This window comes from Hyphomonas oceanitis SCH89, from assembly GCF_000685295.1.
Taxonomy (GTDB): Bacteria; Pseudomonadota; Alphaproteobacteria; order Caulobacterales; family Hyphomonadaceae; genus Hyphomonas; species Hyphomonas oceanitis.
The window spans coordinates 17,134-31,526 of record NZ_ARYL01000018.1 but is presented as its reverse complement, the minus strand read 5'-3'; the positions used below and the strand labels follow the sequence as shown (position 1 = coordinate 31,526).

Below are 14,393 nucleotides of genomic sequence, written 5' to 3'. Positions count from 1 at the left end.
CGTCAGAAGAAGTCCGGACTGACGCGGAAATATTTCTCCACCTTCCGGACCATGCTCTCTTCATAGAACACGATCAGATGGTCTTCTGCGCGAACGGTCACATCGGGCCCGGCAATAATCACGTTGCCGTCGCGAATGACTGCTGCCGCAGCTACGCCATCGGGAAGATCGTCATAGCCGAGCGTCTTGCCGATCAGCGATGAAGATTCGAGCGTAATACCTTCAGCAACTTCCGCCAGGCCGGCTTCGATCGACTGCAATCCGAGGATCCGTCCACGGCGCATCCGCAGAAGAATCTGCGACACAGTGAGCGCCCGCGGATCCAGTACTGCATCGACCCTCATGTCACGGGCAAGCCCTGCCAACTCAGTGGCATTCACAAGCGCCATGGCACGCTTTGCCCCCGCACGCTTTGCGAGATTGCAGATAAGGAGGTTTGTCTTGTCGTCATTGGTGATGGCGATGACGAAATCTGCCTTCGGTGCGCCGGCTTCGGCAAGAATATCCGGGCTGAGGCCGTCGCCCTGAATAACGATAGTACGTTTCAATTCCGCGACAGCGGCGTCCGCACGCGCGACACTGCTCTCAACGAGACGGATGCGCATTGTGCTTTCGCGTTCCAGTGTCTTGGCAACGTAAAGGCCAACATTGCCGCCGCCTATGATGACGACATGGTCGAGACGCTCATTGTCCCGGTTGAAAATGCTGGTGAGCCTGTCGGCGTGACTATCGAGGACGGCAACATAGGCGCGGTCTTCCGGCTTGAGCACATCCGTCGAGCGAGGCGCGCGAACGGCATCCTTGCGACCAATCCCCACAATCCGGGCTGACAGATCAGGGAAGAGCCCCCTGATCTGGTCAACCGGCGTGTCCAGAAGCGGGCTCTTCGCGTCAATTTCGAGCCCGAGCAGCTTGATCTTTTCCTTGCCGAACGTCGCGCTCATCACAGCGCCTGGCGTGCGTAGGCGTTGAAGGATGGCTTCGCCGACTTCGACTTCAGGCGAGATGACCATGTCTATCGGCAGGCCTTCCCGTGAAAAAATATTCTTCCAGGCAGGGTCGATATAGGACTGGTCGCGGACCCGCGCGATTTTATAGGGAACAGAGAACAATGTGTGGGCGATCTGGCAGATCACCATATTGATCTCGTCAAAATGCGTGACGGCGATGATCATCTCGCAATCGACCGCACCGGCACGCTTTAGGACGTCAGGATGAGCGGCATGTCCAGTGACACCCCGAACATCCAGATCAGTCGAGACCTGATCCACCAGGTCCGGGTTTTCATCAATAATGGTAATATCGTGCTTTTCACGCGCAAGTCGCCGGGCAATGCCGTGCCCGACGCGGCCTGCGCCGCATATAAGAACGCGCATCTCTTACTGCCTTCCGACGGTCATTCGCCGTCTTGCCGAGTCAGCCCGGAACCTACGCCCAAAGCCTTTAATTTTCTGTGCAGTGCGGATCGTTCCATTCCGATGAATTCCGCAGTTCTCGAAATATTTCCGTTAAACCTTGTGATCTGTAGCGCAAGATATTCACGCTCGAACTGCTCGCGGGCATCCCGAAGCGATAGGCCGACAAGCTCTGCCGATCCTCCTTTGGAGTTCTGCATGGCACCCGAACCTGTGTCTCGCGGCAACTCGTCGACGCTTACCGGGCGGCTGGAATCAGACGGCGACAGGATCAAAATCCGCTCCACCACATTGCGCAACTGGCGGATATTGCCCGGCCAGTCCATCGACTGCAGAACTGCCATGGCCTCTTCCGAAAATTCGCGCGGCGTAAGGCCGGATGAATCCGAAATACGATCGATGAAATAGCTCACGAGGTCGCCGATATCGTCCCGCCGCTCCGCCAGGGACGGAACCCGGAGCGGAACAACGCTCAGTCGATAGAAAAGATCTTCCCGGAAATTACCCTGCTCGATCTCTTCTTTGAGATCCTTCGTTGTGGCCGACATCACTCGCACGTCCACGCTGACGTCAGAGCGCCCGCCGACTCGCTGGAAACGCTGCTCCGTCAAGACACGCAGGATCTTGTTCTGCGTTCCGAGCGGCATGTCCGCCACTTCGTCCAGCAGCAGCGTTCCGTTGTGAGCTTTCTCGAACAGGCCAACGCGGACAGTACGGCCTTGCTGGTCCTCTTCGCCGAACAGCGCGCTTTCCATCTGGTCAGGCGCGATGCTGGCAGCGTTCACTACTACGAACGGTCCACCGGCCCGCAGGGAGTTCCGGTGAATCAAACGTGCGGCAAGCTCTTTGCCCACACCGGCGGGACCATTAATCATCACACGCGAATTAGTCGGCGCAACCTTCTCGATGGCGGCCCGCAGGTTTGCGGCAGCCTGACTGTTGCCAATCCAGTGCTCGTCTTCGCCGGCGCGGTTGCGAAGGGCCGCGTTCTCATATTTCAGCGCAGCAGATTCAATCGCCCTCTCGATAAGATGCAGCAACCTGTCAGTCTTGAAGGGTTTCTCGATAAAGTCGTACGCACCCCGCCGAATGGCGGCCACTGCTGTTTCAATATTGCCATGGCCGCTGATCACAATAACGGGGAGAAACGGATCGATGGATTTCAAATACTTGAGCAATGACAGACCATCCATCTGGCTTCCCTGAAGCCAGACGTCCAGCACGACGAGACGAGGCGTCCGTGTACGGACCTCCTCAAGCGCTCGTTCAGCAGTCTCTGCCGTGCGAACCGAATACCCCTCGTCGCTCAACACACCCGCGACCAGCTCACGAATATCGGGTTCGTCATCAACAACCAGAATGTCTAACGCCATGGCGTTGGCTCCTCTACATTTTCGAATATGGCGGTATCGGAAGTTAAACTGCCGCCCGCCTCAGAATCTTCACCAACAGAAGCAGGACCGTTAGCCGGTAGCCACACACGCACCCGCGCACCGCGCATGCCATCCAGCCTGTTTTGCAGGGAAATGGATCCGCCATGATCAGCAATAATGCGATTGACGATTGCGAGTCCGAGACCAGTGCCCTTTTCCCGAGTCGTTACGTAGGGTTCCAGCAGGCGATCACGCACGTCCTGTGGAAAACCCGGTCCATTGTCCTCGATGGTGACCTCTACGCCGCCCGCATTCGCCGACAGTACGACCCGGATGTGCCCATTGATATCGGAATCCTCAGGAAGGCCCTCAATCGCCTCTGCCGCATTTTTAAGGAGATTCCCGAAGGCCTGCCCGAGGAGACGTTCGTCGCCGCGGTAAACCGCATCATCCGTGTTCGTCTCAAACTCGATTTCGACATCCGGTGACACCATGCTTTGCGAGAATCCGGTGCCCTGCAGGAGCGAACGCATGTTGAACGGAGCGACACTCGGCTTGGGCATGCGTGCGAAGGACGAAAATTCCTCTACCATACGGCCGATATCGCCTACCTGACGCAGGATGGTCTCAATGCAGCGATCGAAAACGCCGTCGCTATCGTCAATCTTGTCTCCATAACGCCGCTTGATACGCTCGGTGGATAGCATGATGGGAGTCAGCGGATTGCGGATTTCATGCGCGATCCGCCGCGCAACATCGCGCCAGGCGAGTTGGCGCTGCGCATTCACCAGCCGCGTGGTGTCGTCGAAGGTCAGCACGCATCCGCCCGCCGGATCTGGCGCTGTCTTGAGACGAATATGGCGAACCTCGCCATTGATGCTCAGATCAAGCGACGCATCTACCGGCGCTATGCGCTCAAGCGTATCGCGCGCATAGCGCTCGAAAAGCGGCGCGACTTCTCCCAGTGTCTGGCCGGGCATGATTTCCCCAATGCCAAGCACCTCGCCTGCTGACCTGTTCGCGAGCGTCACGACCATATCACCATCCATTCGGATGACTCCGGCACTGACTTCGGCCAGCAAGGTCTCGACAAATTTACGCCGGTCCTCCTCGTCCTCGCGGGCACGGATCAATGCGTTGCGCTGTTCAGCCAATTGCTCAGTCATGGCGTTAAACGAGTTCGTCAGCGCATAGACTTCATCCTGTGGTCCCGACACCGGAACACGGACGGAGAGATCACCATCTCTGACGGTGTGCGCCGCAACGGCGAGGCGCCCGATCGGACCGGTAATCCGGCCGGCTGCTTCCAGACCAAGCCTACCAGCCAGCAGCAATATGAGCGCCGCGATTTGTGTATATCCGATAGCGAATATGTACTGAAGGCGACCGCTGCGCCTTTTGGCGTTGTTGTATTGTGCCAGCGCTGCCTCGGCCTCGCGAAGCTGGACGGCGGCATTCTTGTCGAAGTTCTTGACCGCGTAGATATAGCCGTCCAGCGGCTCCTCAATGCGGATAAGCGCGGTTGCGACACCACGGTTCTCGTAGAGCGTGGTGGCGATATTGCCGCTATTTGCTTCTTCAAAAGCCGATTGAGGTGGCGGCACGAGGATAGGTTGCTGGACGCTCTGCTCCGCAATGAGCTCGACCCCATCCGGACCAAGTACCGCAATCGTCAGAAACTCGCGAAAACCCAGTTCCGATCGCAAGCCATCAATAAAGGCCTTAGAGGCATCCTTGGCGAGACTGTCAGCGTTGATCTCATCATTCTCGCCACTCGCTGCGAGTGACGTTTTCACGTCCCGCGCAAAGTTCTCGATATCAAGAGCTGCAAGGCGCACGTCCACATCGAGCGTATTCTCGAAATTGTCGACATAATCTTGAAAGATGCGGGCATTCTTTTCCATGATCGTGTCGACACGCTCACCAAGCCAATTATCCAGGCCACGTGTGATGAACGCGCCGATGAATATGGCAACAATCATGGCGGGTATCAGAGCGGAAAAGCCAAACAGCAACACAAAGCGCTTGGCCAAGAGGCCCTTGCCTTCTCCGCGACCGCTACGCTGGATCGAAAAGTATTCGCGCGCCACGATGATCGCGAGCACGATGATCACGATGAAGTTCAGCCCGAGCAGCCAGGGCGTTGCACCGGCCGTCGGATTATCGGGGTCCGCACCCGATATGGCGATGAAGGTTGCGAAAACGGCAACAAGCGCCGCAATGATGAAGAGGCCCTCAAAAAGGGCCCAGCTCGCCTTCGTCGCCTGTTGGCTCAGTGTGTTTGACAAATCGACGTGCTCTACCGTGGCCACCCCGGCCCCGTTGCATTTACGACACGGTTAAGTGTCACATCCGCAACAGTGGTGCACTAAAACCACAGTTTCATGTGCCGTCAATCAGTCTTCTGCAATTCCAAGCGCGTTGATCTTCGCCCGCAATGTGTTCCGGTTCATGCCCAGGAGTTGCGCCGCTTTCACCTTATTACCGGCAGTTACCGAGAGAGCGAGCTTGATGAGGGGCCTCTCGACCTGATCGATAACCCGTGAATACACTGCAGAATCCTCGGAATCCCCACCCGCGATGAGGTCACCCATCACGTAGCGATGCAGAAGGGTTTCAACGTCCTTTTCAAGGCCTGCGCTGACACCCTTTTGCTCGGAGGCACCTGCACGCAGCTCACGCTCGACATCACGCAACGTAATCGCTTCGTCAGGGCTTAGAACGGCAAGACGGAGAATCAGGTTCTCGAGCTCCCGCACGTTTCCGGGCCAGTCATAGGCGGTCAGTAAATCAATTGCGGACTTGTCCAGGATCTTGGCGGAAAGACCCTGCCGCTGCGCCCGGATGAGGAAAGCCCGGGCAAGTTCCGGTATGTCTTCCTTGCGAAGACGCAAGGGCGGCATTGTGAGCCGCACGACATTTAGACGATAGTAGAGGTCTTCACGGAAACGCCCCTCTTCCACCAGACGGCCAAGATTGCGCCGTGTCGAAGCAATCAAACGCGCGCCGCTGGAGTCGCGCAGCAGTTTGACCAGTTGTGTCTGCGCTTCCGCTGGCAGATCACCGATCTCATCCAGATAGAGCGTGCCCCCTTTCAAGTGGACTGCGCCGCCCTCACCGCCTGTGCCGAAGAGTTCCTTGTTGATCTCGCTGGCTGGCAGGGCCGCCAGATCAAGCGCGACGAACTTTCCGGCTTTCGCCGCACCGAGCTGGTGGATGGCACGTGCCGCGAGTTCCTTGCCCGTGCCGCTTTCACCTTCAATCAGCACGGTCAGCTCGGTATTCATCACTTTGGCGATGATCCGATAGACTTCCTGCATGGCGTCAGACCGGCCGATAAGTGGGAGGCCCGCGTCACTGATCGCCTTTTGCGCTTCCGGATTGATCGCCCGGTTGGAGGATTTCGGGGCCGATTTCAGCGCGCGCTGCACAAGGCTGGAGAGCATGTCGATGTCAAAGGGCTTTGGGAGATAGTCAAACGCGCCATGCTCCGCAGCGGAAGCAGCCGTGAGGATCGTGTTCTGACCACTCATGACAATGAAGGGAAGTTCGGGCCGAGCCAGTTTCAGGGACGGCAGAAGATCGAAGATCGAAGTCTCACCCAGGTAGACATCCGTAACGACGACATCGCCTTCCCCATTGCGGACCCAGCGCTCAAGAGCGTCCGTCGAACTCGTTGCCCGGACATCATATCCGGCAGCAACCAGTGTCTGGTTCACAACCAGACGAATGCTCGCATCGTCTTCAGCCAGAAGTACTGTCTTGTCAGCCATGCTCTGTTCCATCTCCAAGCGGCAGCAGCACTGTGAACCGGGTTGACCCCGGCTCGCTATCTACCCTTATTTGTCCGCCGTGTGCTGTCACGACTTCACTCACTATCGAGAGCCCAAGGCCTCGTGCACCTGATTTGGAACTCTGGAAGACATCAAAGATCGTCGCTTGCCGCTCACGCGGGATGCCCTTTCCATCGTCCTCGATTGTTATCAGCATCGCCCGGCGCAGACCGGCCCCGAGGCGTGCTTGCTTCATGGCAAGTCCTGCGGCGTAGGCGGTCCGGATTGTGACATTGCCACTCGAACCATTCTCGACGGACGCCTCTACAGCGTTGCGCATGATATTGTGGAAGGCCTGTTGCAGGTGATCCGAATCCCCGACGACGTCCGGCAGGGAAGGATCGAACATCCGCTGGAATGTGACCTTCGGACCATTCGCTGCCCGTTCTGCGGCGATAATCTTGTCGAGCAGCGCGTGTATATTAAAAGGCTGCAGGCGTGGCGCCGAAAAGAGTTCAAACGCAGACAGGCGGTTGACCAGCCGCTCTATGCGGCGCGCTTCATCCTTGATGATGTCCAGCAGTTCGCTTTGGTCAGCCTGACCTTGGCGCTCAAGCAGTTGCGCAGCGCCGATTATACCCGCCAGAGGGTTTTTGACCTCATGCCCGAGGATACGGCCAAACCCGGCCGCGCCAGCCACGGAATCACTGCTCTCGCGGGAAGGTGTTTCTGCAAGGGCCAGAACAAACGCACCGCGATCTGCGCTTCTGACCCGAATGTCGCAGATAATGCGGGAATGCATGCCTGGACCGGAAATCGGCGTACCCGGCGCCATGATGTCGCCGGCTTGTCGCTGCGCGCGATCGATCAGCTCGAAGAGTGGGGAGTCATGATAGATGACCTCACTCAGAGGCCGTCCGGCAAGGGCGCGGCGAGACATTTTGAGGAGCGACTCAGCCGCAGGGTTCGCCTCCAGAATGCGGCGACGCGCATCGATCAGGACGAGAGCGACGGGAGAGAGTTCACCCAGCATTGGCGGTCTCAGGGTTGCGAGTGATGCCATCTTAAGCGGCCTCAAGCAGTTGGGGTTTCAGATAAAGTGTCTTCAGCGATTTAATGAGGTCAGCCGGATCGGCGATCTGGCAAAGGTTGGACCGAAGGGCCCTTCTGCGATCGTCCGCCAAAGGCAATTCAAGACCGTCTATTGCGGCCGACACATGTTTTCGAACGGTGCGAACGCCAAGAGCGCCTCCGTAGAGGCCGACCGAATCCCTTACCTGCTCCGCGAGGCTGTCGAATTGCTCAGCGAGGTCGGGGCGCTTGTAGGGTTTTGCGACCAGTCCGGCCGCTATTTCTCCAGCAAGCCAAGGCTTCCCCATTGCGGCACGCCCGATCATGACGCCGTGGGCGCCTGATTGGGCAAGCGCATTGCGGGCATCTTCGAGTGAACTGATATCGCCATTGACGATCACGGGGACGGATACAGCGTCGACAGTGGGTCTCACTGCGGCCCAGTTTGCTGCACCGGTGTAGAACTGGCAGCGAGTGCGCCCGTGTACCGCTATCATTTGAACGCCCAAACCCTCGGCAATACGGGCCAGTTCCGGGGCATTCAGGCTGTCATCATCCCACCCAAGGCGCATCTTGAGGGTTACGGGCGTTCCGTTGGCTCCCTCCAGCGCCGCTTCGATGATACTTGTCGCAAGCGGGATATCCTGCATAAGAGCAGACCCAGACTGGCCTCCAGTCACTTGTTTGGACGGGCAACCCATATTGATATCAATGACATCAACCCCGGCCTTACGCATCAATACGGAACCTGCAAGCATATCTACAGGACGCCGCGCTGCGAGCTGCACGATCCACTTGCCTGCCCCATCGTGGCGGCAGGTTCGCCGAACCATATCCGGTCGGGCCGAGGCCAGCGTCTCGCTGGCCACCATTTCGGACACGACAGCCGGAGCGCCGAACCGGACAGACTGGCGGCGCATCGGCGCGTCAGTTGCGCCGGACATCGGCGCGAGCCAAACTTGGGGTGCCTTAAAAACAGTCATAAGGCTATTGTTCCGACTTTTCATTTCTTCGCAAGTGCACAAAAGACGCGCATCTGTACAAAAATTCATGTTGAAAAAGGCCTATAACTCGTTTTGGCAACCTTCCAGAGAAACCCGTTTATGCCACAGGTAGCCGCAATCATTGTCGCTGGTGGAAAGGGTACCCGCGCGGGTCGCGTTGGGCCGAAGCAATATGAATCCCTTCTCGGGCGAACAGTGCTCGAATGGTCGATTGAAGCTTTCCTTCAACATCCCGATGTGGGTCATTTGGTGGTCGTTTCCGGGACCGGTCAGGGTAAGTTCGGACCATTCCCGGGTACTTCATGGGTACTCGGTGGGGATTCCCGGACCCAATCGGTACGCAACGGGCTCGCAGCACTCGACCTGCCCCCGGACACCGCTGTCCTGATCCACGATGCCGCCCGTCCCGGCCTCAGCCAGGACATGATCAGCGCCCTTATCGCAGCGCTCAAAAATGCAGACGCAGTTGCCCCCGCCCTGCCCGTTCCGGATGCCCTCAAAACGGAGCGGAATGGCAAACTTGAAACCGTGCCCCGGGAGGGCCTGTTTCGTGTCCAGACCCCTCAGGCCTTCCGGCTGGGCGCCATCCGCGCCGCGCTCGATGCGTCCGATGGTGATCTGGTCGATGACCTTGCAGCCATGGAAGCGACGGGTGCGAAGGTTGAACTGATCCCTGGCGACGAACGCCTGCACAAGATCACCTATCCGGAGGATTTCGACTTGGTGGCAAAACTGATGAGCCCAGCCGCTGCTGCACCCCGCGTGGGCAAGGGCTTCGACGTTCATGCGTTCGAGCCGGGCGATCATGTCACGCTGTGCGGTGTCGCTATCCCGCATACTGCGAAGCTGAAGGGGCATTCCGATGCGGATGCCGCCTGGCACGCGCTGACGGACGCCATACTGGGCGCCGTTGCGCTGGGCGATATCGGTGACCATTTCCCGCCTTCGGATGCCCGGTGGAAGAATGCCGACAGTGCCATCTTCCTGCAGGAGGCTATCCGGCTGGCTGGCGCTGAGGGCTATGCGGTTTCGAGCTGTGACATCACCGTGATCTGTGAAGCGCCGAAGGTGAAGCCGCACCGTGAGGCAATGCGCAGCCGTACAGCCGAGTTGATGGGCTTGCCCCTTTCGGCTGTCAGCGTGAAGGCAACCACGACGGAGGGATTGGGCTTTACCGGGCGACGCGAGGGAATAGCGGCGGAGGCCATCGCAGTGCTGGTGCCAACGAACCAGCCGCGCTAATCTCCGGCCATGTTTCCAGATCGTCTCCGAAATCTCGCCATGCTGATCCTTGATGATGCCGAGCAAGCGCGCCTCAAGATCTGCACGGCTGAAAGCTGCACCGGCGGCCTGCTCGCCGCCCTGTTTACCGACATTCCCGGCTCTTCCAGCGTCTTCGAGCGTGGGTTCGTGACCTATTCCAACCGCGCGAAGGAAGAGATGCTGGGCATTGCGGGTGATGTGCTGGCCGATTATGGCGCCGTATCAGAGCCGGTGGCGCGGATGATGGCGGAAGGTGCGCTGGAAGCCAGCCGGGCCAATATCGCCGTTGCCATTACCGGCGTCGCCGGCCCGGGCGGCGGCACGCGGATGAAGCCGGTCGGCACGGTTCATATTGCCTGCGCACGCGAGAACCGCGCTGTGGTTCACGAGATGATTCAGGTCGGCGAGATCAGTCGGCAGGATATTCGGATGGCCGCCGTGGAGACGGCCCTGAACCTCATACAGGTACAGATGCGCTAGGCGCAGGGCCGTAGCGCTTCTGCGCTTCTGCGAGAAACGCACTCATGATGCGATCAACAGCAATGTCGTGATTGGCGGCCGCCAGCATGGCGATGAGCACATTGCGGAACTCGTATTTGATTTCGAGCGCGATGTCGGAGCCACCACGCTCCAAGGGCGTAATCGTCCACTGCGCGCGCAAGGCCCGAAAGGGCCCTTTGATAAGACTTGCGACGACCGTGCCTGCATCAGGATCGGCAACCACGCCAGTCGAAAAGCGCTCAACAAATCCCTTGAACCCAACAACAGCATCGCCCTGGCAATGCGTCGCGCCGGTTTCATCAACCCGAACCTCGGAGACACGCATTGCGGTGATCCATTTGATGAAGTCGGGATAGCGACCAATATCCGATACGAGATCGAACGCCTGTGCCGGCGTATAGGGCACGCGAACCGATTTGGAGAAACGGGGCATCTTATGCCGTTTGGACTGCGAGCTTTGCTTCGCGCGCAGCGCGCATGCGGGCGAAGTCTTCACCGGCATGATAGCTCGAACGCGTCAGCGGTGTGGCCGATACCATGAGGAAGCCTTTGGCGCGCGCGATCTCTTCAAGCGCCTTGAACTCGTCCGGCGTGACGAACCGGTCAATGGCCGCATGTTTGCGCGTCGGCTGCAGGTATTGGCCGATGGTCAGGAAGTCGACGCCCGCAGAGCGCATGTCGTCCATGACCTGCATCACCTCTTCCTTCGTTTCGCCGAGACCAACCATGAGGCCGGACTTGGTGAACTGCGACGGATCGCGGTCCTTCACTTTCTGAAGCAGGCGAAGCGAATGATAGTAACGCGCGCCGGGACGGATCGAGAGGTAAAGGCGCGGGACGGTTTCGAGATTGTGATTGAAGACGTCAGGACGCGCGTCGATGACCCGGTTTTCCCAGCCATCCTTGCGCAGGAAGTCCGGCGTCAGGATCTCGATCGTCGTGCCAGGGGATGCGGCGCGAATCGCATTGATGACGTGGACGAAGTGCATCGCGCCGCCGTCTTCAAGGTCATCACGATCCACCGAGGTGATAACGACATGCTCAAGGCCCATTTCGGCAACAGCTTCACCTACGCGGCGCGGCTCATCTGCATCGAGGCCTGAAGGTGGCTTGCCGGTGGACACGTTGCAGAAGGAGCAGGCGCGGGTACAAACATCGCCCATGATCATCATGGTCGCGTGCTTCTTCTCCCAGCATTCGCCGATGTTCGGGCAGCCAGCCTCCTCACAAACCGTAATAAGGCCTTTGGATTTCACGATTTCCCGCGTTTCGGCATAGCCGGCCGATGTCGGCGCCTTAACGCGAATCCAGTCCGGCTTGCGGAGGATCGGCGTGTCGGGGCGCGCCTGCTTTTCCGGATGCCGATGCTTGCGACCGGACGGGGTGAGATCAATGAGTGTTGCCATGGGCGGAAGATGGACGCGCCGACCCGATTCATCAAGGGAAATGCAGCGCAGGCTGCATATGCAAACTTGCATTATCGGTTGCGTCGAGGCCCTTACGTGACAAAATGTTACAAAAGTGAGTGCAGCTCACGAAGTCAAAGGGCCCTTGTATGAATAGCGTGACGATACCTTCGCCAATCAGCTATCGGCCATCCCGCACACGAATCGACCTTTTCTCGGCATTGCTGCGCGCCAAAAGCGAATTTGGCGCCGACAAGGTGATCGTTGTCGATGGGGATGACCGCGAACTTACATACAAAGAGATTGTGCGGGGCGCCTTTGGGCTGGGCGCGGCGCTGAAAAAAGGGACATCACGCGGTGAGGCCGTGGGCGTCATGCTGCCCACAGGGGCCGGCGCCGTTGTGGCATTCTATGCCCTGGCCGCCTATGGCCGCACGCCCGCCATGCTGAACTTCACAGCCGGATCAGCCAACCTCAAGGCGGCCATGATCGCAGCAGGCGTGAAACGCATCGTGACGGCTCACAAATTCGTCGAGCTGGGCGGACTGGAAGCGCTGATCGCCGAACTCGGCAAGGTCGTCGAGATTGTCTATCTTGAGGACGTTCGCGAAGCCCTCTCGCTGGGAAACAAGATTGCCGCAGCTGTGGGGCCTATCGTGCCCGCCCTGTTCCGGTCAAAGGCAGCCTACAAGTCGCCGGGTGTTATCCTGTTTACATCCGGCACGGAAGGCGAACCGAAAGGCGTTGTCCTCAGCCATGAGAATGTCATGGCGAATGTCGAGCAGGTGCGTGCTCATATTGGCCTCAGTCCCGATACGGACAAACTGTTCAACCCCCTGCCGACCTTTCACTGCTTTGGTCTTACGGTTGGGGCGATCCTGCCGATCGTTGCGGGTATCCAGGTCATGTTCCACCCCTCCCCGCTTCAACCGCGCGAGATCGTCAAGCGAATCCGCAGTAATGGCTCGACCATCCTGCTCGCGACAGACACGTTCATTTCGCAGTACGCCCGTATCGGCGCCGAGGGCGATATGGATTCTGTGCGCCTCGCGGTTTGCGGCGCCGAGCGCGTTAAGGACGAGACACGGGCGCTCGTGCGGCGCAAATTCGAGATTGAGATACTGGAAGGTTATGGCGCGACCGAGGCATCGCCTGTCGTTGCGGCCAACCAATGGGAAAACAACAAGCCCGGCACAGTCGGACAGCTTATGGCCGACATGGAGTCAAAGCTGGTGCCCGTAGACGGTATTGCGGACGGGGGGCGGCTGCATATCCGGGGCCCCAACATCATGCTCGGCTATTTGCGGCCATCGCGCCCGGGCGTTCTGGAGCGGCCGGAAGGCGGCTGGCATGATACAGGCGACATCGTCTCGATAGATGCCGAGGGTTTCATCCACATCATGGGGCGCGTGAAACGCTTCGCGAAGATCGGCGGCGAAATGGTTTCGCTGGCGGTGGTGGAGAACTGCGCCAGCGCCGTGTGGCCGGATAATCTGCATGCGGCAGTTACCATGCCGGATCCGCGCAAGGGCGAGCAGATCATTTTGCTTAGCGATGCCGAGGCCTGTAACCGCGACGATATCATGGCCTGGGCGAAGAACCATGGCGTGGCGGACTTCGCCGTGCCGCGGCGCGTATTCCATGTGAAGGACATAGCTGTCCTTGGTACGGGCAAGATCGACTATGCCGCCGTCAAAAAACAGGCCGATGACCTGATGGCGGGTTAGACCTCAGGCTGCGGCGCGAGTTGGCATCTCTTCCGCTTCTTCAAGAAAGCTGCGGATAACGGCAGCCGTTTCTTCAGCGCGCGTGACGAGGAACAGGTGCCCGCCGCCCTCGACGACGTGGAGACGCGAATTCGGCAGCGCGACCTTCAGGATATGCCCGTTCGCGAGTGGCACGATCGAGTCCTTGTCGCCCATCATGACCAGGGTCGGCATTCGCATGAAGCGAATGAAGGGCAGGCTCGACCAGCCGATGAATGCGAGCAGCTGGTAGATATAGCCCTTCGGTTCAGGCGGCATGAGGTTGTGGATGTGGCCGTCAGCAGCACCATCGGCCACGTCTCCGTAGAGCGTGGCGAAGTTTTCGCGCATGTAGTCAGGATCGGTATAGCGGCGGGCATCGACCATTTTGGACAAGGACGCCGGCTTGCCTGGAATCATCGTCATACCGGCTGTTGTGGCGCACAGGATGAGTTTGCCGACGCGATTGCGATACTGGAAGGCAAACTGCTGCGCCAGTGCCCCGCCCCATGAGACGCCCATGACGTCCACTTCGTCGATGTGGAACTGGTCAAGCAGTTTGCGGGCCCAGCGCGCCAGCATCCAAGGGCGGTAGGGCCACTGCGTGACAGGGCTTTTGCCAACGCCTGGCACATCAAACGTGATGATATCGCGGTCAGGGAACATGTCGCCAAGGGCATTCGTGAGCTCAAGATTTGCCCCGATGCCATTGAAGAACAGCAACGGACGATTACCGACATCGTTTTTGGCGGCCCAGAACGCCGTGCGCAGGATAACGCCGTCGACGTCCTGCATGGTTATTCTCGGGCGTGGTTCCGTTGCGGGCATTGGTATTTTCCTTG

Annotated in this window: 12 protein-coding genes; 3 read left to right on the top strand and 9 right to left on the bottom strand. The window is 58.8% G+C overall.

Annotated features, from left to right (window positions below):
• Positions 1 to 2 precede the first annotated feature (2 nt).
• The 6 genes from trkA to HOC_RS12370 all read right to left on the bottom strand — a co-directional run bounded on the left by trkA (position 3) and on the right by HOC_RS12370 (position 8,576).
• Complete coding sequence (gene trkA / locus HOC_RS12395) at positions 3 to 1,376, bottom strand: Trk system potassium transporter TrkA (RefSeq protein WP_035539062.1); 1,374 nt, start codon at positions 1,374 to 1,376, stop codon at positions 3 to 5.
• A 20-nt stretch (positions 1,377 to 1,396) separates the two neighbouring features.
• Positions 1,397 to 2,788, bottom strand: coding sequence for a nitrogen assimilation response regulator NtrX (gene ntrX / locus HOC_RS12390; protein ID WP_035539058.1), 1,392 nt, complete (start codon positions 2,786 to 2,788; stop codon positions 1,397 to 1,399).
• The gene (locus HOC_RS12385; protein WP_051624832.1) at positions 2,779 to 5,076 is read right to left on the bottom strand and encodes a sensor histidine kinase; all 2,298 of its coding nucleotides are present in this window, start codon (positions 5,074 to 5,076) and stop codon (positions 2,779 to 2,781) included. Before HOC_RS12385 ends, ntrX begins: the two co-directional genes overlap by 10 nt.
• A gap of 108 nt (positions 5,077 to 5,184) precedes the next feature.
• Positions 5,185 to 6,561 (bottom strand): sigma-54-dependent Fis family transcriptional regulator, encoded by a 1,377-nt coding sequence (locus tag HOC_RS12380; RefSeq protein ID WP_051624831.1) that lies wholly within the window; start codon positions 6,559 to 6,561, stop codon positions 5,185 to 5,187.
• A complete protein-coding gene (locus tag HOC_RS12375) occupies positions 6,554 to 7,624 on the bottom strand; it encodes a two-component system sensor histidine kinase NtrB (protein ID WP_035539054.1) in 1,071 nt (356 codons plus the stop codon). Before HOC_RS12375 ends, HOC_RS12380 begins: the two co-directional genes overlap by 8 nt.
• 1 nt (position 7,625) lies before the next feature.
• Complete coding sequence (locus HOC_RS12370; RefSeq protein WP_241767003.1) at positions 7,626 to 8,576, bottom strand: tRNA dihydrouridine synthase; 951 nt, start codon at positions 8,574 to 8,576, stop codon at positions 7,626 to 7,628.
• Positions 8,577 to 8,735: 159 nt separating this feature from the next.
• Here HOC_RS12370 and HOC_RS12365 point away from each other — a divergent pair, with 159 nt between their 5' ends.
• Positions 8,736 to 9,878 carry a bifunctional 2-C-methyl-D-erythritol 4-phosphate cytidylyltransferase/2-C-methyl-D-erythritol 2,4-cyclodiphosphate synthase gene (locus HOC_RS12365; protein WP_035539050.1) on the top strand — a complete coding sequence of 381 codons (1,143 nt, stop codon included), beginning with the start codon at positions 8,736 to 8,738 and terminating at the stop codon, positions 9,876 to 9,878.
• Positions 9,879 to 9,887: 9 nt separating this feature from the next.
• Positions 9,888 to 10,379, top strand: a complete 492-nt coding sequence (locus tag HOC_RS12360; RefSeq protein WP_034743090.1) for a CinA family protein — start codon at positions 9,888 to 9,890, stop codon at positions 10,377 to 10,379.
• Here the strand turns inward: HOC_RS12360 and HOC_RS12355 are convergent.
• Both HOC_RS12355 and lipA read right to left on the bottom strand, forming a co-directional pair.
• Entirely contained in the window at positions 10,357 to 10,833 is a 477-nt protein-coding gene (locus tag HOC_RS12355; RefSeq protein WP_035539048.1) for a type II toxin-antitoxin system RatA family toxin, read from the bottom strand. The genes HOC_RS12360 and HOC_RS12355 overlap by 23 nt on opposite strands.
• Position 10,834: 1 nt before the next feature.
• Positions 10,835 to 11,806, bottom strand: coding sequence for a lipoyl synthase (lipA, locus tag HOC_RS12350; protein WP_035539046.1), 972 nt, complete (start codon positions 11,804 to 11,806; stop codon positions 10,835 to 10,837).
• Positions 11,807 to 11,955: 149 nt separating this feature from the next.
• Between lipA and HOC_RS12345 the strand changes: the two genes are divergently transcribed.
• Positions 11,956 to 13,533: an AMP-binding protein gene (locus HOC_RS12345; protein ID WP_051624829.1), complete on the top strand. Its 1,578-nt coding sequence runs from the start codon at positions 11,956 to 11,958 to the stop codon at positions 13,531 to 13,533.
• 3 nt (positions 13,534 to 13,536) lie between these two features.
• On the opposite strand, the gene HOC_RS12340 is transcribed toward HOC_RS12345, so the two are convergent.
• Positions 13,537 to 14,379, bottom strand: coding sequence for an alpha/beta fold hydrolase (locus HOC_RS12340; RefSeq protein WP_035539044.1), 843 nt, complete (start codon positions 14,377 to 14,379; stop codon positions 13,537 to 13,539).
• Between the last annotated feature and the right edge of the window lie 14 nt (positions 14,380 to 14,393).

Bases quoted from the DNA above. Each gene is read 5' to 3' on its own strand.
- trkA (WP_035539062.1), bottom strand. From the start codon at position 1,376: ATGCGCGTTCTTATATGCGGCGCAGGCCGCGTCGGGCACGGCATTGCC.
- ntrX (WP_035539058.1), bottom strand. From the start codon at position 2,788: ATGGCGTTAGACATTCTGGTTGTTGATGACGAACCCGATATTCGTGAG.
- HOC_RS12380 (WP_051624831.1), bottom strand. From the start codon at position 6,561: ATGGCTGACAAGACAGTACTTCTGGCTGAAGACGATGCGAGCATTCGT.
- HOC_RS12375 (WP_035539054.1), bottom strand. From the start codon at position 7,624: ATGGCATCACTCGCAACCCTGAGACCGCCAATGCTGGGTGAACTCTCT.
- HOC_RS12370 (WP_241767003.1), bottom strand. From the start codon at position 8,576: ATGTCCGGCGCAACTGACGCGCCGATGCGCCGCCAGTCTGTCCGGTTC.
- HOC_RS12365 (WP_035539050.1), top strand. From the start codon at position 8,736: ATGCCACAGGTAGCCGCAATCATTGTCGCTGGTGGAAAGGGTACCCGC.
- HOC_RS12360 (WP_034743090.1), top strand. From the start codon at position 9,888: ATGTTTCCAGATCGTCTCCGAAATCTCGCCATGCTGATCCTTGATGAT.
- HOC_RS12355 (WP_035539048.1), bottom strand. From the start codon at position 10,833: ATGCCCCGTTTCTCCAAATCGGTTCGCGTGCCCTATACGCCGGCACAG.
- lipA (WP_035539046.1), bottom strand. From the start codon at position 11,806: ATGGCAACACTCATTGATCTCACCCCGTCCGGTCGCAAGCATCGGCAT.
- HOC_RS12345 (WP_051624829.1), top strand. From the start codon at position 11,956: ATGAATAGCGTGACGATACCTTCGCCAATCAGCTATCGGCCATCCCGC.
- HOC_RS12340 (WP_035539044.1), bottom strand. From the start codon at position 14,379: ATGCCCGCAACGGAACCACGCCCGAGAATAACCATGCAGGACGTCGAC.